We start from the raw sequence: 21,804 nt of genomic DNA, 5'->3' as shown, positions 1-21,804 counted from the left end.
ACCCTGACAATGCCCCCCTCCGACCCCCGACTCGATCCCGGCTTCGACCCGCCGTCGCCCGAGGCCGCCCCGCCGCCCCCGCCGCCCGCCCGCCGCGCGAAGCCGGAGAAGCCGCGCCGCCGGCGGCCCTCGCTGTTCGGCGGCGTCTTCCGGCTGCTCTTCACCCTGGCCGCGGTCGGCATCATCGGCGGCGCCGTCGCCGCCTTCGGGTTCTATCGCCACATCGCCGCCGACCTGCCGGACTATCGCTGGCTGGCCGACTACCAGCCCTCGCAGATGTCGCGCATCTATGCCGCCGACAGCCGCCTGCTGGCCGAACTCGCCGCCGAGCGCCGGGTCTTCATGCCGATCGAGGCGATCCCGAAGCGGGTCCAGGCCGCCTTCGTCAGCGCCGAGGACCAGCGCTTCTGGGAACACCACGGCGTCGACCCGCTCGGCATCCTGCGCGCCGTCGTCACGAACATCGAGCAGTACGGCAGCGGCCGGCGCATGGGCGGCGCCTCGACCATCACCCAGCAGGTCGCCAAGAACATGCTGGTCGGCGCCGACCGCACCATGATGCGGAAGGTGCGGGAGGCGATCCTGGCGATCCGGATCGAGGAGGCGCTGCCGAAGGAGCGCATCCTCGAGCTCTACCTGAACGAGATCTTCCTCGGCTACCAGGCCTATGGCGTCGCCGCCGCGGCGCAGGCCTATTTCAACAAGGGGCTCGACGAGCTGACGGTGGCCGAGATCGGCTTCCTCGGCGCGCTGCCCAAGGCCCCGAACAACTACAACCCGCTGCGCTACCCCGAGGCCGCGCGCGCCCGTCGCGACTGGGTGCTGGACCGCATGGCCGAGGACGGCGCCATCACGGCGCAGGAGGCCGCGACGGCGAAGCGCGAGCCGATCGTCCCCCGCCTGCTGCGCCGGCCGGAGGTCGTCCAGGTCGGCCAGCACTTCACCGAGGAAGTCCGGCGCGAGCTGATCAACCGCTTCGGCGCGGAGCAGACCACCGCGGGCGGACTCGTGGTGCGCACCAGCATCGAGCCGCCGTTGCAGGCCGCGACCGAACAGGCGCTGCGCGCCGGGCTGATGTCCTACGACCGCCGCCGCGGCGGCTGGCGCGGCCCGGTGGCGCGGGTCTCGACCGGGGCCGCTGACTGGATGCCGCAGCTGGAAGCGGTGCAGCGCCCCGGCGGCACGCTGCCGGAATGGCGCCTGGCCGTGGCGCTCGAGGTGCGCGACCGCGAGGCGAAGCTCGGCTGGGTGGAGCGCACCGATGCGCGCGCGCCGAGCCAACCGCGCACCGCCAGCCTCGGCATGGACGGCGTCGCCTGGAGCCGGAAAACCCTGCCGGAGAACCGCTTCGCGCCGATGCGGCGGATGCAGGACGTCCTCGCGGTCGGCGATGTCGTGACGGTCGAGGTGCTGCCCGGCGCCGCCGGCCGGCCGGACCGCCTGGCGCTGCGCCAGATCCCGCAGATCGAAGGCGCGATCGTGGCGCTCGACCCCAGCAACGGCCGGGTCCTCGCCATGGCCGGCGGCTGGTCCTTCGACAAGAGCCAGTTCAACCGCGCGACCCAGGCGCAGCGCCAGCCCGGCTCGTCCTTCAAGCCCTTCGTCTACCTGCCGGCGCTGGAAGCCGGGGTGCCGCCGAACCAGCGCTTCCTCGACGGGCCGATCGAAGTCATGACGCCGCAGGGCCCCTGGCGCCCCTCGAACTACAACGAGGGCAGCTTCAACGGCTATGTCAGCATCCGCACCGCGCTGCAGAAGTCGCTGAACCTGGTCACCATCCGGGTGGCGCAGGAAGTCGGCATGGCCAAGGTCTCGGAGACCGCGGCGCGCTTCGGCGTCATCGACAACATGCCGCGCTACCTCGCCATGGCGCTGGGCTCGGGCGAGACCACGGTGCTGCGGATGGCGGCCGGCTATGCCGGCTTCGCCAGCGGCGGCAGGCGCGTGACGCCGAGCTTCATCGACAGCGTGCAGGACCGCCGCGGCAAGGTGATCTGGCGCAGCGACCCGCGGGCCTGCCAGGGCTGCGACGCCGCCTCGCCGGGCGAGGAGCCGCCGGAGCTGGCCGATGCCAGGCCGCAGATCGCCGACCCGATCGCCGCCTACCAGATGACCAATATCCTCACCGGGGTGGTCCAGCGGGGCACCGGCACCGCCGCGGGGAAGGGGCTGAACCGGCCGATCGCCGGCAAGACCGGCACGACGAACGACTACTTCGACAACTGGTTCGTCGGCTTCACGCCCGACATCGTCATCGCGGTCTGGCTCGGCTTCGACGAGCCGCGGACGCTCGGCAAGGACGAGACCGGCGGGCAGAACGCGGCGCCGATCTTCCGCGAGGTGCTGCAGGCCGCGCTGAGGGATAGCCCGCCGGTGCCCTTCCGGGCGCCGCCAGGTGTCGCGCTGGTGCGGATGCAGGATGGCGGCGCGACGATCCTCGAGGCCTTCAAGCCGGGCACCGAGAACAGCGCGCGGCCGGTCGGCGGCGAATCCGCGGCCGGCGCGACGGCAGCCGGCGCCGAGCAGAGCCTGGGCGGCCTGTACTGAGGCAAGGCCGGGGAGGAGGCATCCTCCCTGGCCTTGCCTCTATTTCTGTGAGTCCGGCACCCGCCGCGCCGCGGCACCCGACTCAGAAAAGGGAAGGGTGGGGGCCGGGGAGGGAGCACCTGTTTCCCGCCCCGACCTAGCCATTGCCGAAGGGCCCCGGCGCCCCCGGCGCCAACTCCGCCACCACCTGCCGGAAGGCCTCGCGGTAGTCGGTCGTGACCCGCAGGTCGACGCCATCCTCCAGCGCATCGGCCGAGAGCCCCGGCCAGGGCCCGAATTGCCGCCCCAACCCGAAGCCGCGCGTCCCGCCGCCGCCGAAGGCGAAAACCGTCCCGGCCCGGCCATGGTCGGTGCCGCCGCTGCGGTTGGCCCTGAGCCGCCGGCCGAACTCGCTGGTCACCAGCACCGTCCAGCGCCGCGGCAGGTCGCGCAGGTCGGCATCCAGCGCGGCGAGGCCGCGGTTGAGCATGCGCACCCGGTTGTCGAACCGGCCGGCCTGGCCGTCATGCGTGTCCCAGCCGCCGAGATCGACCGCCGCCGCGGTCAGGCCCGGCTGCAGCCTGGCGACCTGGGCGACGGTCGCCAGGCTGCGGCCGAATTCGGCGGCCGGGCCGTAATCCGCCCCGTTGGCCGGCGCATAGGGCTGGACTTGGCCCGCGGCATTGCGCGGCAGCAGCCGGTCGAGCCCGCGCAGGCTGGCCAGCGCCGACCGGCCCGCCTCGGCCACCGGGCCGCGCGCCTGCCGGTGCAGCGCCTCCAGCATCGCGGTGCCGAACTCGCCGCCCGGCATCTCCAGGCCCCGCGCCAGGCTCGGCACCGCCAGGCCGCGACGGGCGCCGATCAGCTCCGTCACCGCGCGGTCCTGGCCGGAGAGCGCGACCACCGGCGCCGCGCCGCCGGTCGCCTCGGCCCAGGCCGCCAGCCAGCCGGCATGGCCATGCGCCTCGCCCGACCTGCCCTGGCCCCAGCCCATGATGGACTGCGCCTCGAAATGGCTGCGGGTCGGCTGCGGCACGCCGGCGGCGGGCCAGATCGCCATCCGCCCCTCGCGCCAGATCCCGGCCAGCGCCGCGGCCCCCGGGTGCAGGCGGAAATCGGTGCCCGGCACCGCGTCCAGCCTTTCCCCGGCGCGGTCGCCCTCGGCGGCATTCCGCAGCGTCGGGATCCGCAATTCGGTGAAGTCGCGGTCGTCCGCCGGGGAGAGGAAATGCATCCCGTCCATCCCGCCGCGCAGGAAGACGAGGATGAGCAGCGGCACCTCCCGCGTCGCGGCGGGGTCGGCGAAGGCCATGCCGCGCAGGCCGGGAAGGGCGGTGGCGGCCAATCCGGCGCGAAGCAGGCCGCGGCGGCCGAGCAGCATCGTCATCGCTGGCTCCCTTGTCCCTCAGGCTCGCTGGAACGCCGGCGCCGCCAGCATCCAGCCGGCCAGCTCCGCCACCTCCGCCGGGCCGGGCCGCTCCGGCCGCCCGGCCGCGGCCCAGACCCCGGCGACGGTCTCGCCCACCGGCTGGCCGGCGGGACCGAGCGCCAGCCGCGCCAGCTGCGCCGCCACCGCCGCCACCGGCTGGCCGGCCATGCCCTCGAACAGGGGAGAGGCGCCGGTACCCAGGCCGTTGCGGGCCAGTGCCAGCAGCAGGTCCCAGCGGGTGCGGAGCGCGCCGGCGCCGTCGTATTGCACGGCATCGAGCGGCTGCCCGTCCGGCGCCGGCCAGCCGAAGGGCAGCTGGCCGGCCGCCGCCATCCGGCCGAACAGCGCCGCGCCGGGCACGAGCGGCACCGCATAGGCCCTCGCGGCGGCGGCCACCGCGTCCAGCGGCCGGCGCATCCGGCCGAGCCGCGGGTCGGCGATCTCCGGCCCCGCCAGGATGGCGCGGACCGTGCGGGCGATCTGGTCGGGTGCCGCCGGGTTGCCGCGGAACGCGGCCACGGCGCGCGCCACCGTGGCCTCCGGCGCCGGCTCCCCGACCAGCCAGCGCACCAGCTTGGTGCAGACGAAGCGGGCGGTGGCGGGATGCCCGGCCAGCGCGTCGAGCACCGCGCGGCCATGCGCCATGGCGCCGGCGAAGGGGTCGAGCGCCTGGCCGAGGAAACGCTTCTGGTACTGGTCGTGCCAGGCCTCGACGAAGGCGAATTCGCCGGTATCGGGCAGCCGCCGCGCCCCGTCGATCGACTGGCCCGCCGCCACGGACCAGCCGGTGAAGGCCCGCGCCGCCTCCCAGACATCGGCATCGACATAGCCGGCCGGCCGGCCTTCGGCGTCCCGCGGCACGTCCTTCGTGGTGCGGGCGGCGCCGAAATAGGCCGGGCGGCCGAGGGTGTGCAGCTCCAGCAGCTCGCGGGCGTAGTTCTCGTTCGGCGCGCCGGCGCGGGAGCTCTGGTTGTTGAGGAAATAGAGCATCGCCGGGGCGGTCGCCGTTGCCTCCAGCAGGGCGCGGAAGTTGCCGAGCGCCTCGCCGCGGATGCGCCGGTCGAAGTCGATGAGCGAGACGCTGACCTGCGAACCGGCGGCGGCATTGACCGAGAAATGGTCGAGCCAGAATTCCACCAGCCGCTCGCGCAGCTGCGCCGCCGCCTCCACCTTGCGGACCAGGGTGGCGGCCAGCAGCTCCTGCCGGCCGCGATCGATCTCGGGCGGCGCCATCGGCCGGTCCTGGCGCGGGTTGAAGCGGAAGCTCTCCCGCTGGGTCATGGCCAGCCGGGCCAGGGGCCGGTCTTCCTCCAGCGCCGGCCAGCGGCCTTCAACGGCGGCGTAGCGGATCGGCAGCCGGATCGCGGCGAGCCGCGCCTCGACCGCCGGGTCCTCGGCCGGCAGGCCGAGCTGGTGCTCGACCCAGGCGGGCAGGCCCTGCCGGACCAGGGCCTCGGCCTGCCCGGGCCGGGCGCCATAGGCGGCGCGGCCGAGGATGCGGTGCGCGGCATCCTGCGTGAGCACGGGGGTGAGCGCGGGGCCGGGTGCGGCCAAGGCAACCTCCTGGCGAAGTCTGGGGACGGGACCTTATCGCGTCGCGCCCGTCCTGGTCGAATGAAGTCGTGTGAAGGAATGTCGAGCTTCCTAACCGCGCGCCGCGCTGGACAGGCCGCCCGGGCTGCACTACCCGTCCGGCATGCGCGCTGATGCCGAATCCCTGAATGAGCAGATCACCGCTTCGGTGGCCCTGCTGAGGAGGCATCTTTGACTGGGATGCCGCCCTTCGCCGCCTCGACGAGCTGAACGCCCGGGCCGAGGACCCCACGCTCTGGAATGATGCCGCCGCGGCACAGGCCTTGATGCGCGAACGCGGCCGCATCGCCGACCAGGTCGAGGGCGTCCAGAAGCTCGAGCAGGCGGTCCGCGATTCCCTCGAGCTGGTCGAGCTGGCCGAGGCCGAGGGCGATGCCGCCACCGCCGATGCCGCCGTCGCCGATCTCGTGCAGCTGGCCGCCGAGGCCAAGCGGCGCGAGATCGAGAGCCTGCTCTCGGGCGAGGCCGACCAGAACGATGCCTATCTGGAAGTCAATGCCGGGGCCGGCGGCACCGAGGCGCAGGACTGGGCCGAGATGCTGCTGCGCATGTACCAGCGCTGGGCCGAGAAGCGCGGCTACAAGATCACCCTGACCGAGGAGAGCGCGGGCGAGGAGGCCGGCATCAAGTCGGCGACGGTGCAGGTCAGCGGCCCCAATGCCTTCGGCTGGCTGAAGACCGAGACCGGCGTGCACCGCCTGGTCCGCATCAGCCCCTTCGGCGGCAACGACAAGCGGCAGACCAGCTTCGCCAGCATCTACGTCTACCCGGTGATCGACGACAAGATCGAGATCGAGATCAACCCGGCCGACCTCCGCACCGACACCTTCCGCGCCTCCGGCGCCGGCGGCCAGCACGTCAACAAGACCGAATCGGGCGTCCGCTTCACCCATATCCCGACCGGCATCGTCGCCGCCTCGACCCAGGACCGCAGCCAGCACAAGAACCGCGCCATCGCCATGAACATGCTGAAGGCGCGGCTGTATGAGCTGGAACTGTCGAAGCGGGAGGCGGTGAGCGCGGGCATCGAGGCGGGCAAGACCGATATCGGCTGGGGCCACCAGATCCGCAATTACGTGCTGCAGCCCTATCAGCTGGTGAAGGACCTTCGCACCAACCTCGAGAAGGGCAATCCGGCCGCGGTGCTGGATGGCGACATCGACGAGTTCATGGCGGCCGCCCTGGCCGCCCGGGTCGGCGCGACGCGGTCCGAGGCGAGCGCGAACGCGCGATAGGGAGGCGGCGGCGATGGACCAGCTCGAGGCCTTCTGCCGCGCCATCCCGAAGACCGAGCTGCACGTCCACCTGCTCGGTGCCGTGCGGCCCGACACCCTCGCCGAATTCGCCAGGCGCCAGGGCGCCGGCTTCACGCCGGCCGAGGTCGAGGACCTCACCCGGCGCGACGCCAAGCCCAAGGGCGTGCTGCACGTGCTCCGCGCGCTGGAGCAGCGGATCCTGCGCGGGGCGGAGGACCTGGGACGGATCGCCTACGAGTATTGCCTGGCCGCCGCCGCCCAGAACGTCCGCCATGCCGAGGTCTTCTGGAACCCGACCGGCACCGCCCGCGACAGCCGCATTCCCTATGCCGCCGGCGCCGACGCCATCCTCGCGGGCTTCGCCGCGGCGGAACGGGACTGCGGCATCACCGCGCTGCTGATCCCCTCCATCGACCGCGAGGCGACGCCGGCCGAGGCGGTGGAGATGGTGGAATGGATGCTGGCGCACCGGCGCGACGGCATCGTCGGCCTCGGCATCGACTACCGCGAGACCGGCCGGCCGCCGGAGTTCTTCTGGAAGGCCTATCGCCTGGCGCAGCGCGGCGGCTTCCGGCTGACCGCGCATGCCGGCGAGTTCGGCTGCGGCTGGGAGAATGTGGAGACCGCGGTCGAGCTGCTGCAGGTCGACCGGATCGATCATGGCTATACCGCGATCGACAACCCGGCCTTCGCCGCGCGCTGCGCCGAGCGCGGCCTGCTCTTCACCGTGGTGCCGACCAACTCCTACTACCTGCGGACGCTGGAGCCCGGGCGCTGGGCGCAGGACCACCCGATCCGCCGCATGCCGGGGATGGGCCTGCGGATCCATCCCAATACGGACGACCCGCCGCTGCACCGGATCGACCCGGCGGGGTGCTGGCGGAAGATGGTCGCCGATTTCGGCTTCGGCGCCGACGACCTGCGCGGCTTCATGCTGAACGGGATCGACGGCGCCTTCCTCGGCGAGGACCGCAAGCGCGCCCTCCGCGCCGAGTTCAGCGCTGAATTCGACCGCCTGCGGGCGGCCCACCTGCCGGAGCCCGCCGCGTGAGGCGCCGCGCCCTGCTCGCCGCATCCGCGCTGCTGGCCCTGCCGGCGGCGGCCCGGGCCCAGGCTCAATCCTGGCCCGGGCGACCGGTCACCCTGGTGGTGCCCTTCGGCGCCGGCGGCAATGTCGATGCCCTGGCCCGGGTCATCGCCCCCGGCCTGTCCGCGCGGCTCGGCCAGCCGGTGGTGGTGGAGAACGTCCCGGGCGCCGGCGGTGTCCTCGGGGTCGAGCGGGTCGCCCGCGCCGCGCCGGACGGCCATGCGCTGGTGATGGGGGTGGAGGGGCCGATCTCCATCATGCCGAGCCTCAGCCCCGGCACGCTGCGTTTCGACCCGGAGCGGGACCTGGTCCCGGTTGCCCTGGTGGCATCCCTGCCGCTGGTGCTGATCGGCCGGCCCGACCTGCCGGCCGCCGACCTGGCGGCGCTGCTGGCGCTCGGCCGCGACGCGCCGGGCGGGCTGACCCTGGCGACCAGCGGCACCGGCACCATCCTGCACCTCTTTGCCGCGCTGCTGGCGCAGCGGAGCGGGGCGAAGCTGGAGCACGTTCCCTACCGCGTCGCCGCGCAGATTCCCGCCGACCTGGTCTCCGGCCGGCTCGACCTGGCGGTGCTGACGGTGACCAGCGCGGCGCCGCTGCTGCGTGAGGGCCGCGTGAAGGGCTACGCGGTCTCCGGCCCCACCGCCATTCCCGGCCTGCCGGGGGTCCCGCCCGCGGCGGCCCTGCCGGCGCTGCGCGGGATCGCGATGGAGGGCTGGCAGGCGCTTTTCGCCCCGGCCCGCACCCCGCCCGAGTGGGTGGCTCACATCGGCGCCGCGGTCGCGGACCTGCTGGCCGAGCCGGCGGTCCGGGACAAGCTGGACAATCTCGGGATGACCCCGGGGGCGCTTCCGCGCGAGGCGCTGCCGGGCTTCCTGGCCGCCGAGGCCGCGCGCTACGCCGCCATCATCCGCGACGGCAACATCCGGCTGGACTAGGACCCGCCCATCCGCGGAGCCTCGAGCCGCAGCGTCACGCCCTGGCGCACCGCCGGGTGCCGCAGCGCGACCTCGCCGCCGCGGACCGCCGCCTGCCAGCCGCAGCTGCGGGCATGGCGCACCAGCACCGCTGGTAGGGTGACGACGCCCTCCGTTGCCCGGCGGCTCGACACCAGGACGCGGTCGGCGGCGAATTCCACACGCCAGCCATCGCGCTGGGCCATGCGGAGCAGGGTGGAGAGGACCGACCAATCGGTCCGGTCGAATGCGGGCTGCATGCGACCAGTCTAAAGGCAAGCCGAGTGCTTCGTTGCGCGCCGCGCGCAAACGTGTGCGTTGCGCGCCTCACGAGCGCGCCGTTCACGGATCACCAAGTTGTTTGCCGCCTATTCCGCCAGGGTGCATGACGCCACCCGCGAAGCCGGATGTTGCCGAGCGGTCCAGGGCAGCCGTCCGACTCGGATTCGCAGATTGTATGACAACGCAGGATGCGTGCCGGATGCGGGCCTTGTTCGTTCACCAGAATTTCCCGGCGCAGTACCGCCATGTCGCGCCGGCCCTCGCGCGGCGTCCGGATACCCAGGTCCTCGCCCTTGGGGAGAATGCGGCGGAGCCGCTGCCGGGTGTCCAGCACCTGCGCTACAAGGCGCCCCCCGCCGGCGCCGAGGGCACCCACCGCTACCTGCGCCGGCTCGAGAACGCGACCTTCCGCGGCCAGCAGGTCGCCCGCGCCGCCCTGGCGCTGAAGGACCGCGGCTTCAGCCCCGACCTGGTCTGCTGCCATCCGGGTTGGGGGGAAGGGCTGTTCCTGCGCGACGTCTGGCCGGATGCGCGGATGCTCTTCTACTACGAATACTACTACGCCTCGGCCGGCGGCGATGTCGGCTTCGACCCGCCCGGCGAGCCGCTGCAGATTGACGACGCCTGCCGCGTGCGGATGCTGAACGCCAACCACCTGCTCTGCCTGCAGGTCTCGGACTGGGGCCATACCGCGACGCGCTGGCAGCACAGCCGCTTCCCCGATTGGGCGCGGGAGCGCCTGTCGGTGGTGCATGAAGGGGTCGATACCGAGGTCATCCGCCGGCTGCCCGGCCCGGAATTCGCCCTGCCCGACGGCCGCGTCCTGCGCCAGGGCGACGAGGTGGTGACCTTTATCGGCCGGGGCCTCGAGCCGTACCGGGGCTTCCCGAGCTTCATGCGCGCGCTGCCGGCGATCCTCGAGCAACGGCCGGCGGCGCAGGTGGTGATCGTCGGCGGCGACGACCCGCATTACGGATCCAAGCCGCGGGAGGGCGGCACCTGGCGGGAGATCCTGCTGGCCGAGCTGGGCGGGCGGCTCGACCTGTCCCGGGTGCACTTCACCGGCAAGATCCCGCATGCCGCGCTGCAGGCGGTGCTCAGCATCTCCTCGGCCCATGTCTACCTGACCTACCCCTTCGTGCTGTCCTGGTCGATGCTGGAGGCCATGGCGAACGAGGCGCTGGTCATCGGCTCCGCCACCCCGCCGGTGCAGGAGGTGATCGAGGACGGCCGCAACGGGCTGCTGGTCGACTTCCACGCCCCGGAACAGGTCGCCGCGGCGGTGGTCAAGGTTCTGGCAAGGCCGGAGGCCTACCGGGAGCTGCGCCGCGCTGCCCGCCGCACGATCGTCGAACGCTACGACCTGCAGCGCCGCTGCCTGCCGCAATTGCTCGACCTGATCGACCATGTTGCGGCGGGGCGGCGGCCGGCGGCGGAGCCGGGCATGGGCCAGAGCATGACTGAGAACATGGCCCAGGCCGGCGGACCGCCGGGGTGAGGCTGCCATTGTTGCGGCGCAGCGAGGCCAGATTGTCGCCCGCTGCCGCATCCTGTAATCGACTTCGTGATAGGCAAAGGGCGGGTTTGCAGTGATCGTTCCGGTGATCCTTTCGGGTGGCACGGGCACCCGTCTTTGGCCCTTGTCGCGGGAGGGCTACCCGAAGCAGTTCTGGCCGCTGGTCTCCGACCAAACCATGCTGCAGGAAACCGCCGGCCGCGCCCGCGGCACCGCCTTCGCCCCGCCGCTGGTGGTCTGCAACGAGGCGCACCGCTTCCTGGTGGCCGAGCAGCTGCGCGAGGCCCGGATCGACGGCGGCCGCATCCTGCTGGAGCCGGCAGGCCGCAACAGTGCCCCCGCCATCGCCGCCGCCGCCTTGCTGCTGCATGCCGAGGCGCCGGATGCGGTGCTCTGGCTGATGGCGGCCGATGCGGCGATCGCCGACCTGCCCGCCCTGCACGCCGCCCTCGACCTGGCGGTGGTCGCCGCCCGGGCCGGCCAGATCGTCACCTTCGGCATGAAGCCGACGGCGCCCGAGACCGGCTACGGCTATATCGAGGCCGGCGCCGACCTGCCCGGCGCTCCCGGCGTGCAGCGGGTGGCCCGCTTCGTCGAGAAGCCGGACGCCGCCAAGGCGGCGGATTTCGTCGCCGGCGGACGGCATCTCTGGAACAGCGGCATGTTCGTCGCCACCGCCGCGACCCTGGTCGCCGAGCTGGAGCGGCATGCGCCGGAGGTGCTCCGCAGCGTCCGCCAGGCCTTGGCCGAGGCGACCCGCGACCTCGACTTCGTCCGGCTCGGCGCCGCCGCCTTCACCACGGCCCCGGCCATCTCGATCGACTACGCGGTGATGGAGAAGACCGGCCACGCCGCCGTGGTGCCGGCCGATATCGGCTGGTCCGACCTCGGCTCCTGGGCCGCGATGTGGGAGGTCTCGGCCAAGGATGCCGGCGGCAACGTCGCCCAGGGCCCGGTGGAACTGGTGGACAGCGGGAACTGCTACGTGCGGTCGGAGGGCATCCTGACCGGCATCGTCGGCCTGCGCGACACCGTGGTCATCACCACGGAGGACGCCGTGCTGGTCATGCCGCGCGACCGGGCGCAGGACGTGAAGCTGCTGGTCGAGCAGCTGCGCCGGGCCAGCCGCAAGGAGGCGACCGAGCATCGCCGCATCTACCGCCCCTGGGGCCATTACGAGGGGCTGATCCAGGGCGACCGCTTCCAGGTGAAGAAGATCGGCGTCCGCCCCGGGCAGAAGCTGTCGCTGCAGAAGCATTTCCACCGCGCCGAGCACTGGGTGGTGGTGAACGGCACCGCCATCGTCCACCGCGACGGGGAGGAGATCCTGCTGCGGGAGAACGAGAGCGTTTACCTGCCGCTCGGTTGCGTGCACCGGCTGGTCAATCCGGGCATGATTCCACTGACCCTGATCGAGGTGCAGTCGGGCGCCTATCTCGGCGAGGACGATATCGTGCGGATCGAGGATACCTACGGTCGCGCGTGAAAGACCATCCTCGCCCGCAACTAGGCCGGGAGATCCTCCTGGACCTTCGCACACGGATATGCAATTTTAAGCCATCAGCTTGAGCGGAGTCGCTTGTCTTGTCCGATACGCGCCCTAAGCGAAGTCTGGGCCGTACCGCAACTTTGGCGGTTCTCAGCCTCTGCATGCTAGGTGCCGCCGGTTGGCTGGCAATCCGGGAAACACCGGCGGCGCAGCGCATGGTCGAGACCATCAAGCCCTACGACCCCTTGCCGTAGCCGGTTGCCGCGGCGCCGCGCGCTTCCTGGCTGCCTTGGGGCCCTTCCTCCCTGCCTTGGGGGCGGGCGCGACCTGCGCCTTGGCGCCGATGACCGCCAAGGTCGCCACCTTTTCGGCATTCAGGATGCCGGCCCCGCAGCGCGACCGGCTGGTCGGGTCGGTGCCCTGCGGCGTCGCGGTGTCCCGCAGCAGCACCCGCAGGGCTTCCGGCGCCATCTGGTCCCAGGGACGACGCGCCCGCGCCGCGGCGACCACCCCGGCGGCGACGCCGCAGGCGGCCGAGGTACCGGAATTATCCTCCCCGTTGAAAGGCACCAGCACCTCGCGGAACAGCGTCGGGGCGCAGAGGTCGGGCTTCGCCGCCGCCAGCGTCCCCGGCCCCTCGGCCGAATAGCCGACCCAGAGCCCGTCCGAGCGCACCGCGCCGACGGTCAGCACCTGGGGGTGCGAATTCGCGCCGTGGATGCTGCGCCCCGGTCCGCGGTTCAGCGGGCCGCAGCGCATCGGCGGGCAGAACTGGCCGCAATTGCCGGCGGCGAAGACCTGATCGACCCCCTTTCCGTCCAGCGCCGCGACATGCCGGTTCAGCGCGTGGTCGATGTTGCGGGCGTAGTTCAGCGGGTTCGGCGGCGGCACGTCCTGGCTGGTGTCCCAGACCCCCCAGGCATTGACCAGGACCCAGGAGCCCGAGTCGGGATTCTGCTTGCGGTGCTCGTCGATCGTGTCGATCAGCTGGCCGAAGACGACGTCGGCATAGGCCAGGAAACTGCCGAGCTGATCGATCTGGTCGGGCAGCAGCGGGCAGTCCCAGAGCTTGACATTCGCCGGCTCGACGAAGGCCAGCGCATTGCGGGCGACCATGGCGGCGTGCCGGCCGGTCCCCTGGAAGGGCTTGCGCGTCTCCTGTGTCGTGGTGTCGTCGATCGTCCAGCCGTCGCGGTCGCCGGGGAAGGGAAAATCCTTCGGCAATCCCTGGTCGATGATCACCAGGTTGACCCGCTTGTCACGCCGCGGGTCGCGCAGCCCGCCGGCGCGGATCAGCCGCTCGGCCTCCGCCCGGTCGCCGAAGAGACGCGGGCCCTGGGTGGGGCACCACCAGGATTGCAGCGCCATGGGCAGGTCGATCCCGGCCCGGACCGCCAGACCGGCCTGCTGCAGCTGGCGGACCAGCCGGGCGGCATTGTCCGCCGTGTCGGCGAAGGTCACCACCTCCTCGGACGCGGCAAGGCCGAGCGCCGCGAGCGCGCGCGGCAGCCGGACCCGCTCGGATGGCCGGTCGACGACGCGCGGGTCGGGGGCCTGCTCGCCGCGCTCGCAGCCGCGCCGGGCGATCTCCCGCACCTGCTGGCGCAACTCGTCGGAGTCGCGCGGCAGGCCGAGGCCCTTGGGGAAGGAGACGTAGAAGCGGATCTGCCGGTTGGGGTCCATGGGGTGCCTCCGGTCGGGTGGTCCCGCGCGGGGGGGGAAGGGCGCGCGGGCAAGCAGTCGCGCGCGGCTGGCCGCCTCGCGCGAAAGCGAGCGCCCTCGCTGCACCGCACCCTTGCCAGGAAGCGAAGCACGGTGGGACGGTGGCTTGGTATACAATCCCTCGTCACATGGATTTCTGCAGGTGTTGCCGGACCGGCCGAACAGGGGCGAAGACGCCGGCCGCGCCCTGGTGACGGCGCGGCCGGCCGCGGTCGCCTTCGCCGATATCGTCGGCTACTCGATCCTGATGGCGACGGAGGAGCGGCGGACGCATGAGCGCTGGATGGCGCTGCTGCGGACGGTGATCCAGCCGATCACCACGGTGCATTGCGGCCGGGTGGTGGATCTGCGCGGCGACGGCGTGCTGGCCGAGTTCGCCACCGCCGCCGATGCGCTGCGCTGGGCGCTCGACCTGCAGCGGACGATGCTGGACCACAACCGGACGGTGGCCGAGACCCCGCATATCGTGCTGCGGGTCGGCCTGCATGTCGGCGAGGTCCTGGCGCAGGACCGCAACATCTTCGGCGATGCGGTGAACATCGCGGCACGCCTGCAGGAACAGGCGCAGCCCGGCGGCATCGCGCTGTCGCAGCCGGTGCTCGACCAGGCGGATGCCAGCCTGGCGGGGGCGGTGGCCGCGGCGCGCGACCTCGGCCTGCTCGAGCTCAAGAACATCGCCCGGCCGATCCGCATCCACGCCATCGACACCTATGCCCAGCGCGTCGCCCTGCCGCTGCCGCGGCCCTCGCCGCACGCGCTGCCCTCGATCGCCGTGCTGCCGCTGCACAACCTCGGCGGCGACCCGGCCGACGACTACCTGGCCGACGGCGTGGTGGAGGACATCGTCGTCTCGCTCGCGGCGCTGCGCGAGTTGTTTGTCATCGCCCGCACCTCGACCCTGGTGTTCCGCGGGGCGGAGCCGGACCCGCGCCAGCTCGGCCGGGCACTCGGCGTCCGCTACGTGCTGATGGGCAGCATCCGCCGCCGCGGCCAGGGCCTGCGGATCTCGGTCCAGCTCTGCGAGACGCAGGGCGGCGGCACGCTCTGGGGCGATCGGATCGACGCCGGGGCGGAGCAGCTCTTCGAGGTGCAGGACGCCATCGTCCGCCGCGTCGTGGCCGGCATCGCGCCCAATGTCCGCAGCGCGGAACTGGCGCGGGCAATGCGGCAGCGGCCGGAAAGCTTCACCGCCTACGACCATACCCTGAAGGCGCTGGCCGGCATCCACAGCCTGTTCCACGACGTCTTCGACCAGGCGCGGGAGCACCTGGCGGCGGCGATGACCGAGGACCCGGACTTCGCCATGCCGGTCGCCTGGGCGGCGCGCTGGCACGGCCTGCGGGTCGGCCAGGGCTGGTCGCCCGATCCGGCGCAGGACAGCCGCGCGGCCAGCGCCCTGGCGCAGCGGGCGATCGAGCTCGACCCGCAGAATGCCCTGGCGCTGGCGACCTATGGGCACCTGCGGTCCTACCTGTTCCACGACTGCGCTTCCGGCCGGCCCTACCTGGACCGGGCGCTGGAGGCCTGCCCGAACAGCGCGACCGCCTGGGTGCTCTCGGGCGCCAACCTCGCCTATCTCGGCCGCGGGGCGGAGGCGGTGCGGCATGCCGAGCAGGGGCTGCAGCTGGCCCCCTTCGACCAGGGCCGGGCCTACCAGTACAGCTTCCTGGCGATCGCCCACTACGCCCAGGGCAGCTACGAGGAATCGCTGAAATGGGCGCGGCTCTCGGTCAGCGAGAACCCGTTCTACACCTCGGTCCGGCGGTCGGTGATCGTGGCGCTGGCCGGGCTCGGCCGGCTGGAGGAGGCGCGGGCGGAAGCGGCGCGGCTGCTGGAGCTCGAGCCGGATTTCCGCCTCGGCATATATGAGCAGGTGCGGCTGCCCTACGAGCAGGTCGCGCTGCGGCAGCGCTGCATGGAGCACCTGCGCGCCGCCGGGCTTCCCGAATAGTCCCTGGCGGGCGCCGCGACGCGCCGGCTGTGCGGCGTGGCACAGCGCCGCGGGGGCGGTCTCGTATGGGATGCGGGGCGGAATGCAATCTGCCGGAACCGAGGAGGCGAAGATGGGCGCGGGCGCGGTGGGGCCGTTCGACGGCATGGACGGCATGGACGGCATGGATGGGATGGACGGCATGGACGGCATGGTCGCCGCCGCCGCGGGCCCCACCGGCAGCTGGGCCCAGCCGCGGCCGATCGGCCTGTCCCCCTTGCCCTTCGGGCCGGGCGAGCTGCGCCAGGGCAGCGGCTGGCCGCCGCGCAACATCCTGGATCCCTGGCCGCCGCGGGCGGCCGGGACGCCCTGGCCGGACCGCGCCTGGACCTCCTACCACCACAGCATCACGGTCATGGCGGAGTTCGTTGCCTACCGGCCGGTCGGCGGCGAGCCGCCGGCCTGGGATGCGGTGCTGCCGAACCTCGCCGACCCCTGGGCCGACGGCGCCGTCCCGACCGAGCCGCAGGTGACGGATTCGACTCACTTCAAGGCGCTGCTCGCCCGCCGGGCCAAGGCGGAGGATCCCGCCCTGGTGCTCACCGATCCGGCGACGGTCGAGCGCGGCCTCGCCTCCGAGATCGAGGAGCTTGCCCTCCTGATCGATTTCCGCCCGGCGACCCTGGCCGAGGCCTCGGTGCAGGCCAGCCACATCCTGCGCTACTTCGAGGGCGTGCTGAGCTTCAACGCGGCGAGCCACCCGGCAACGGTGCGCCTGGCGGCGGCGGCGCAGCGGGTCGCCCAGTTCCAGGCGGTCTACTTCAAGAACATCTTCCGCCGGACGCGGCCCTCGATGGTCTCGCCCCGACTCCTGCCACCGGTCGACCCGCCCGGCCATCCATCCTACCCGAGCGGCCATGCGACCGAAGCCTGGATGATCGCGCTGATGCTGGAGCAGGTGATGCCGCGCGTGGTGACGGTGCCGCGGCTGCCGGGCGGCGCGGCCTACCCCGCCGTCAACCGGCCGCTGCGGCGGCTGGCGGCCCGCATCGCCCGGAACCGGGAGATGCTTGGACTGCATTACCCCAGCGATTCGGCGATCGGGCAGAGCATCGCCGAGGCGTCCTTCCCGATCCTGCTGCGTTGCCCGAGCCTCGGCGTCGTGCCGGCCCGGACATTCGACGGCAACGGCGATCCGGTGAAGATCCCGGACCCTGGCCGCGACGCAGACGACCTGCTGAACGGGGCACCCGCGGGGCTGGTCGGGGCGGCACGGCAGGAATGGGGCTGGCCGTAGCGGGCCGCGGCGGCGGATGGGCTAGCGCCCGGCGGCGCCACATCCCGCGGCCCGCCCCCGGTCCGGCAGGCCGGGCTGCCGCCGGGCAGGCCGGCTTTCCGCCAGGCGCGGATCCCGTTCAGCGAAGGTGGATGGCAGGAGCCCGAAGCGGGCACTCATAAGCACGAAGGTTTTCGATATACGTTTTTCCCGCGATCCGACCCCCTCCCGACTGGCCTCGACGCTCCTGCAAGGGGATGAAACGCGTGGAACGTCGTGCAACGCTTCTCGAAGCCATCGCGCTGCCGCTGCTCGCCTCCTGCCGATCGGTGGATGCCGAGCAGACCACGACCCTCAGCGCCGTCGTCGAAACCGTCGACCCCGCCTCGCGCGAACTCCTGCTGCGGGGCGGCGGCGGCGCGCAATCGGGCGACCCGCTGAGCATGGTCGTCAGCCCGAGGGTGCAGCGGCCTCAACCAGGTACTGCCGGGCGACGGGGTGACCCTGCGCTGCTACCGGGCGCTCGCGGCCCAGGCCGTCACCCCGTTTTCGCGCAGCAGCCAGCCTTTCGAAAATGTCTCGGTGGACAGGCGCGAGACGGGCAAGCCGGCCCGGGGGGAGAAGTCACCCGGGTGCGGCGCTGCCGGGTGACCGTCACCGCCGTCGATTCCGCGACGAACTCCATCTGCTTCATCGGCCCCGACAACGTGCCGCGCAACGTCATTGCCCAGAAGCCGGAGGTGCAGGCCTTCATCCGCCGGTTGCGCCCCGGGAACGAATTGGGCTCGGTCTACGAGGAGGCGCTGGCGATCTCCGTCGAGCCGATGACATAGGGCAGCGGCCGTACCCTTGGCCGGTGCTGCCTCGACCCTTGTTCGGGGCCGGCGCGCACCGTGATTGGAGTGCCCTGGGCGCCCGTTACCAATCATGGGCCGTCCAACATCCGCGTCGCGGTCACGTCATGGCAGCCGGAGCCCTTATGCCGCCCGGTAGGTTTGGCCGGCGAGGGTTCGGGCGTGACGGAGCGCGGTTCGATTGGCCGGGATGGCTGGTGCCGGGTGAGGGGATCGAACCCCCGACCTTCGGTTTACAAAACCGCTGCACTACCGCTGTGCTAACCCGGCCTGCCCCGCCTCATACCGCGCGGCCGCGGGCCGGTCCATCACGGGCTCGATCACGCGACGCGACCGCAGCGCCGCCGCCCCCCCCATCACTGCCAGCACGGTCACCGGCCAGGTGATGCGGCTCTGGTAGCGGCCATGCACGGCGGAGAGCGCGCCGGCCAGGAAGGCATTGCCCGCCACCAGCGCGAGGCCGAGGGCCGCGACCGCGAGCAGCGGCCCGCGCCGCGCTCGCCAGGCCAGCGCCGCGATGCCGACCAGCGCCAGCAACGCCAGCCAGAACAGCGCCTTCTGCACGTGGTCCTGCAGTCGCCGATAGGTGCCCAGCCGCGGATTCGCGGTGGTGGCCAGGCTTTCCGCCGCCAACCGGGCCGCCGGCGCGCCCATCTGGCCGACCAGCTCGCCGAAGCTGCGCGGCGGCGGCTCTGCCAGCTGCGGGTCGATCGACAGGGTGACCAGCTGGCGGGCGAAATTCGCCAGGCTGCGGGCCGCCTGCTCGCCCGGGTGCTCGCGCAGCACCCGGCCGCTGATCTCCCGCGCCTCGGTCAGGAAGCGGTCGCGCTCGGCCCAGTGGCGTAGCCAGGGGGCCTCCGGCTTCCAAAGGAAGTCATCCGAATTGCCGCGCCAGAATTCCGGCTGCTGGCACAGCAGCCAGCCCGCGCCGGCCGGGCAGTCCTGCTCCAGCACCAGCGCCGCGGTGCCGTCGCCCACCATGCGCGCCAGCATGAACAGCGGGGAGCTTTCCGACAGCGTCGCCTTCTTCCCGAAGGCTAGGTTGGTGCCGACCAGCCCGCCCGCCGCCAGGACCAGCGCCGCCAGTGCCAGCCCGGCCCGCCGCCAGCGCAGCGGGTCGCGGCCGCGCTCGATCGCCCAGCGCAGGCCGAGCCCGACCAGCGCCCCGCCGGCCGCCAGGGGCAGGTGGGTCAGGTGGCTGCCGACCAGGAAGGCGCCGAGCAGGGCGAAGCCGGCGGCGCGCCAGGGCCGCCACAGCCAGTCCCCGCCCACCACCAGCAGGCCGAGCCAGAGCGCCAGGCAGCCGGTCAGCACATCCGGCATGATCTGGCTGGCGAACCAGGGCGCGGCGGAGGCGATCAGCGCGGCCGCCAGGCCGAGCCGCGCCCAGGCGGGCGGCTGCGGCCCGGCGAGCGCCCGCAGCAGCGCCTCCGCCAGCAGCACCACCAGCAGTCCCTGGGCGAAGGGCAGCAGCAGGACGGTGACGGGGTGCGCGAAGGGCAGCAGCGCCAGGCTGTAGGGCGCCGGGCGCAGGAAGAAGGGATTGCCCGAGAGCGGGACGACCGGCGCCGCTTCGGGCGGGGCGGTGGCGGATCGCGGCGCCGCTTCCGCGCCGCCGAAATGCGACGGCATGTAGCCGCGGTACTGCCCCGCGTCGGTCGAGAGCCGACCGCGTGCCAGCTCCTGCACGAAGGCAAAGGGTTTCCGCAGGTAATGCGCGCTGTCGTCGAAGACCAGCGGGAAGCCGTTCACCAGCGCCGGCAGGCAGAGCAGCAGCGCAAGCAGGCCGGGCAGCAGCCAGCGGGAAAAACCAGGCATGGGGCGCATAGGCGAGGAATCCTCCGGGGCGCGCGCGGACGGCGGCCCGGCCCCTCGCCAAGCAGGGCCCCGTGCGCGACGCGACCCATCATCCGGAGGGAACGATGCGGCCACAACCGGCGCGGGGGGGCGATCCGTTCATCATCGCGTGCCCCTCGCGCGATTGCGTCCGCGGCCGGGCTCATGCCTGGCCGACCGGGCCGAAGGCGTCCTGGTTGGTCGCCCGTATCACCGCGGCGAACAGGCGGAGCGCATCCGGCCCGCCGCGATCGACGAGCGTTCCCTGGTCCATCTCCGTCGCCAGCACCTCGGCATGGTCGGCAAGCGTTTCGGCGGCGCGGCGCAAGGCCTCCCGCGCCAGGGCAAGCTGGTGGTCATCGGCAAGCGTGGCCCAGGTGGCGTGCGGCATGGGGTTTCCATTCCGGCGCGCCATCCTGGCGGCATGGTCAACAGCGGCCGCCCCGGCGGGCGACCCGCCCCTTATGGCCGCGGCGGGTTAACGCCGCCCTAGGATCACACGAAGCGAAGCGTCGCTCGGCCCAGCAGGTCGAAGTCGGCGACCACCGCGCAGGGCCCATCCAGCCAGATCGGCGGGGTGACGGAGCCCAGCCAGACCACCTGGCCCGCCTTCAGCCCGCCGAAGGCCCGGGCGGCGCCGGAGCCCGCGAGCCAGGCCAGCGCCTCCATCGGGTGGCCCAGCAGGTCGCGGCCATGGCCGGACCCCACCACCTCGCCGCCGACATGGAAGGTTCCCTTCGCCGCGCCGAGGTCGAGCCCCCGCCAGCCCGCCACCGGCGCGCCGAGCACCCCGGCGGCGTGGAAGACCTGATCGGCGATCAGGGTCGGGGTGCCGAGCTCGGCCAGGTCGCCGTAGCGCCGCTCGACGATCTCGATCGCCGAGAAGACCTCGGCCACCGCCGCGGCGGCCTGGTCCCGCGTCGTCGGCCCGGCGGGCAGGTCGCGGCCGAGCCGCACGCCGATCTCGCATTCGACCCCGGGGTTGAGGAAGTCGGCGAAGCGGAACTCGGCGCCATCCGGGTTGAGGCTGGTCGCCGGGACGAAGCCGCCTGCCGGACCCGGCAGCCCGAGATAGTCCTGCATCTGCCGCGTCGTCGCGCCGATCTTGAAGCCGGCCGGCGGCACCGCGCCGAGCGCCCGCGCCACCGCCAGCTGGACGGCATAGCCGGCCTCCGGATCGGCCGGCGCCTCGGCGCCGAGCGGGGCCAGGATGCGCTTCGCCCGGCGGGCGGCGAGGATCGCCTCGGCGGCTGCGGTCATTGTTGTTTCTCCCGTCTGGTCTCAGCCCCGCGCCAGCTCGTACAGCGCGACCGCGGCAGCGGCCGAGACATTGAGGCTTTCCATCTCCGGCGCGATCGGCAGCCGTGCCAGCTCGTCGCAATGCTCCCGCGTCAGCCGCCGCATGCCCTCGCCCTCGGCACCCAGCACCAGCGCCACGCGGCGGCCGCCGAGCCCGGCCTGGGCGAGCGTCACCGGCGCGTCGCCGGCCAGCCCGACCACCCAGAGCCCGGCCTTCTTCAGGTAGTCCAGCGCCCGGGCGAGGTTCACCTCCCGCACCACCGGCACGATCTCCAGCGCGCCGGAGGCGGCGCGGGCCAGGGTGCCGGTCTCCGGCGGGGCGTGGCGGTCCTGCATCACCAGGGCCGCGGCGCCGAAGGCGGCGGCCGAGCGCAGGATGGCGCCGACGTTGCGCGGGTCGGTCACCTGGTCGAGCACCAGCACCGGGCCATGGCCGTGTTCCAGCGCGCGCTCGAGCGGCAGGTCGGGCAGCGGCTCGGCCAGCAGGGCGGCGCCCTGGTGCACCGAATCCTCCGGCAGGAAGCTGGCGACATGGGCGCGCTCCACCCGCTCCGGCGCGATCCGCCAGGGCTTCGGCAGCTGCGCGGCGATCGCCGCCTCGGCGTCCTCGGTCAGCAGCAGGCGTTTCAGCCGCCGCGCCGGATTGGCCAGCGCGGCGACGACGGGATGCAGCCCGTGCAGCCAGACGCCGCCGGCGGCGGAGGCCGGGCCGCGGCCCGGGCCGCGCGGCCCGGCCCCGCCGCGGCGGCCCCC

The 21,804-nt window shown here is 73.1% G+C and carries 17 protein-coding genes and 1 tRNA gene; 9 read left to right on the top strand and 9 right to left on the bottom strand.

The genetic code is table 11. The features are described 5' to 3' along the window. The first annotated feature begins 9 nt into the window (after positions 1–9). Complete coding sequence (locus E2C06_RS27495; protein WP_133291788.1) at positions 10–2,547, top strand: penicillin-binding protein 1A; 2,538 nt, start codon at positions 10–12, stop codon at positions 2,545–2,547. Between the two features lie 136 nt (positions 2,548–2,683). On the opposite strand, the gene E2C06_RS27490 is transcribed toward E2C06_RS27495, so the two are convergent. Together E2C06_RS27490 and E2C06_RS27485 are read right to left on the bottom strand one after the other, a co-directional pair. Then, on the bottom strand, positions 2,684–3,913 hold the full coding sequence (locus E2C06_RS27490; RefSeq protein ID WP_133291787.1) for a DUF1501 domain-containing protein: 1,230 nt from the start codon (positions 3,911–3,913) through the stop codon (positions 2,684–2,686). Positions 3,914–3,931: 18 nt separating this feature from the next. Further along, positions 3,932–5,509 (bottom strand): DUF1800 domain-containing protein, encoded by a 1,578-nt coding sequence (locus E2C06_RS27485; protein ID WP_133291786.1) that lies wholly within the window; start codon positions 5,507–5,509, stop codon positions 3,932–3,934. Between the two features lie 142 nt (positions 5,510–5,651). On the opposite strand from E2C06_RS27485, the gene prfB reads away from it, so the two are divergent. The 3 genes from prfB to E2C06_RS27470 all read left to right on the top strand — a co-directional run bounded on the left by prfB (position 5,652) and on the right by E2C06_RS27470 (position 8,829). After that, positions 5,652–6,783 (top strand): peptide chain release factor 2 gene (gene prfB / locus E2C06_RS27480; protein WP_133291785.1). Its coding sequence is split into 2 segments (ribosomal slippage): positions 5,652–5,720 and positions 5,722–6,783, totalling 1,131 coding nucleotides; the frame shifts between segments, so codons are not numbered across the junction. A 13-nt stretch (positions 6,784–6,796) separates the two neighbouring features. Then, the gene (locus E2C06_RS27475) at positions 6,797–7,855 is read left to right on the top strand and encodes an adenosine deaminase family protein (RefSeq protein WP_133291784.1); all 1,059 of its coding nucleotides are present in this window, start codon (positions 6,797–6,799) and stop codon (positions 7,853–7,855) included. Next, the gene (locus E2C06_RS27470) at positions 7,852–8,829 is read left to right on the top strand and encodes a Bug family tripartite tricarboxylate transporter substrate binding protein (protein ID WP_165982699.1); all 978 of its coding nucleotides are present in this window, start codon (positions 7,852–7,854) and stop codon (positions 8,827–8,829) included. The genes E2C06_RS27475 and E2C06_RS27470 overlap by 4 nt, the downstream gene beginning before the upstream one ends. Here E2C06_RS27470 and E2C06_RS27465 read toward each other — a convergent pair. After that, entirely contained in the window at positions 8,826–9,107 is a 282-nt protein-coding gene (locus tag E2C06_RS27465; RefSeq protein ID WP_133291782.1) for a hypothetical protein, read from the bottom strand. The two genes, E2C06_RS27470 and E2C06_RS27465, sit on opposite strands and share 4 nt — an antisense overlap. Before the next feature lie 221 nt (positions 9,108–9,328). Between E2C06_RS27465 and E2C06_RS27460 the strand changes: the two genes are divergently transcribed. After that, the gene (locus E2C06_RS27460; protein WP_133291781.1) at positions 9,329–10,627 is read left to right on the top strand and encodes a glycosyltransferase family 4 protein; all 1,299 of its coding nucleotides are present in this window, start codon (positions 9,329–9,331) and stop codon (positions 10,625–10,627) included. Positions 10,628–10,730: 103 nt separating this feature from the next. After that, a complete protein-coding gene (locus E2C06_RS27455) occupies positions 10,731–12,131 on the top strand; it encodes a mannose-1-phosphate guanylyltransferase/mannose-6-phosphate isomerase (protein WP_133291780.1) in 1,401 nt (466 codons plus the stop codon). A 231-nt stretch (positions 12,132–12,362) separates the two neighbouring features. Here E2C06_RS27455 and E2C06_RS27450 read toward each other — a convergent pair whose 3' ends face one another. Further along, positions 12,363–13,817, bottom strand: a complete 1,455-nt coding sequence (locus E2C06_RS27450) for a S8 family serine peptidase (RefSeq protein ID WP_133291779.1) — start codon at positions 13,815–13,817, stop codon at positions 12,363–12,365. Between the two features lie 181 nt (positions 13,818–13,998). Here E2C06_RS27450 and E2C06_RS27445 point away from each other — a divergent pair, with 181 nt between their 5' ends. The 3 genes from E2C06_RS27445 to E2C06_RS27435 all read left to right on the top strand — a co-directional run bounded on the left by E2C06_RS27445 (position 13,999) and on the right by E2C06_RS27435 (position 17,895). After that, the gene (locus E2C06_RS27445; protein WP_165982698.1) at positions 13,999–15,807 is read left to right on the top strand and encodes an adenylate/guanylate cyclase domain-containing protein; all 1,809 of its coding nucleotides are present in this window, start codon (positions 13,999–14,001) and stop codon (positions 15,805–15,807) included. Between the two features lie 82 nt (positions 15,808–15,889). Continuing rightward, complete coding sequence (locus E2C06_RS27440; RefSeq protein WP_133291777.1) at positions 15,890–17,083, top strand: phosphatase PAP2 family protein; 1,194 nt, start codon at positions 15,890–15,892, stop codon at positions 17,081–17,083. Between the two features lie 245 nt (positions 17,084–17,328). Continuing rightward, complete coding sequence (locus E2C06_RS27435; protein WP_133291776.1) at positions 17,329–17,895, top strand: hypothetical protein; 567 nt, start codon at positions 17,329–17,331, stop codon at positions 17,893–17,895. 216 nt (positions 17,896–18,111) lie between these two features. Here E2C06_RS27435 and E2C06_RS27430 read toward each other — a convergent pair. From E2C06_RS27430 to E2C06_RS27410, 5 genes are all read right to left on the bottom strand, one after another. Next, positions 18,112–18,186, bottom strand: a tRNA-Thr gene (locus tag E2C06_RS27430). Continuing rightward, positions 18,166–19,743, bottom strand: a complete 1,578-nt coding sequence (locus tag E2C06_RS27425) for a hypothetical protein (protein WP_133291775.1) — start codon at positions 19,741–19,743, stop codon at positions 18,166–18,168. The genes E2C06_RS27430 and E2C06_RS27425 overlap by 21 nt, the downstream gene beginning before the upstream one ends. Positions 19,744–19,915: 172 nt before the next feature. Then, positions 19,916–20,143 (bottom strand): hypothetical protein, encoded by a 228-nt coding sequence (locus E2C06_RS27420; protein WP_133291774.1) that lies wholly within the window; start codon positions 20,141–20,143, stop codon positions 19,916–19,918. A gap of 104 nt (positions 20,144–20,247) precedes the next feature. Next, positions 20,248–21,012 carry a 2-keto-4-pentenoate hydratase gene (locus E2C06_RS27415; RefSeq protein ID WP_133291773.1) on the bottom strand — a complete coding sequence of 255 codons (765 nt, stop codon included), beginning with the start codon at positions 21,010–21,012 and terminating at the stop codon, positions 20,248–20,250. A gap of 21 nt (positions 21,013–21,033) precedes the next feature. After that, positions 21,034–21,804, bottom strand: a 771-nt coding sequence (locus E2C06_RS27410; RefSeq protein WP_241671500.1) for a TrmH family RNA methyltransferase, incomplete at its 5' end; no start/stop codon positions are given.

Origin of the sequence: Dankookia rubra (assembly GCF_004355005.1) — a bacterium.
GTDB lineage: Bacteria > Pseudomonadota > Alphaproteobacteria > Acetobacterales > Acetobacteraceae > Paracraurococcus > Paracraurococcus ruber_A.
Note: the sequence above shows the minus strand (reverse complement) of the source record. Positions and strands in the feature narration are given on the sequence as shown.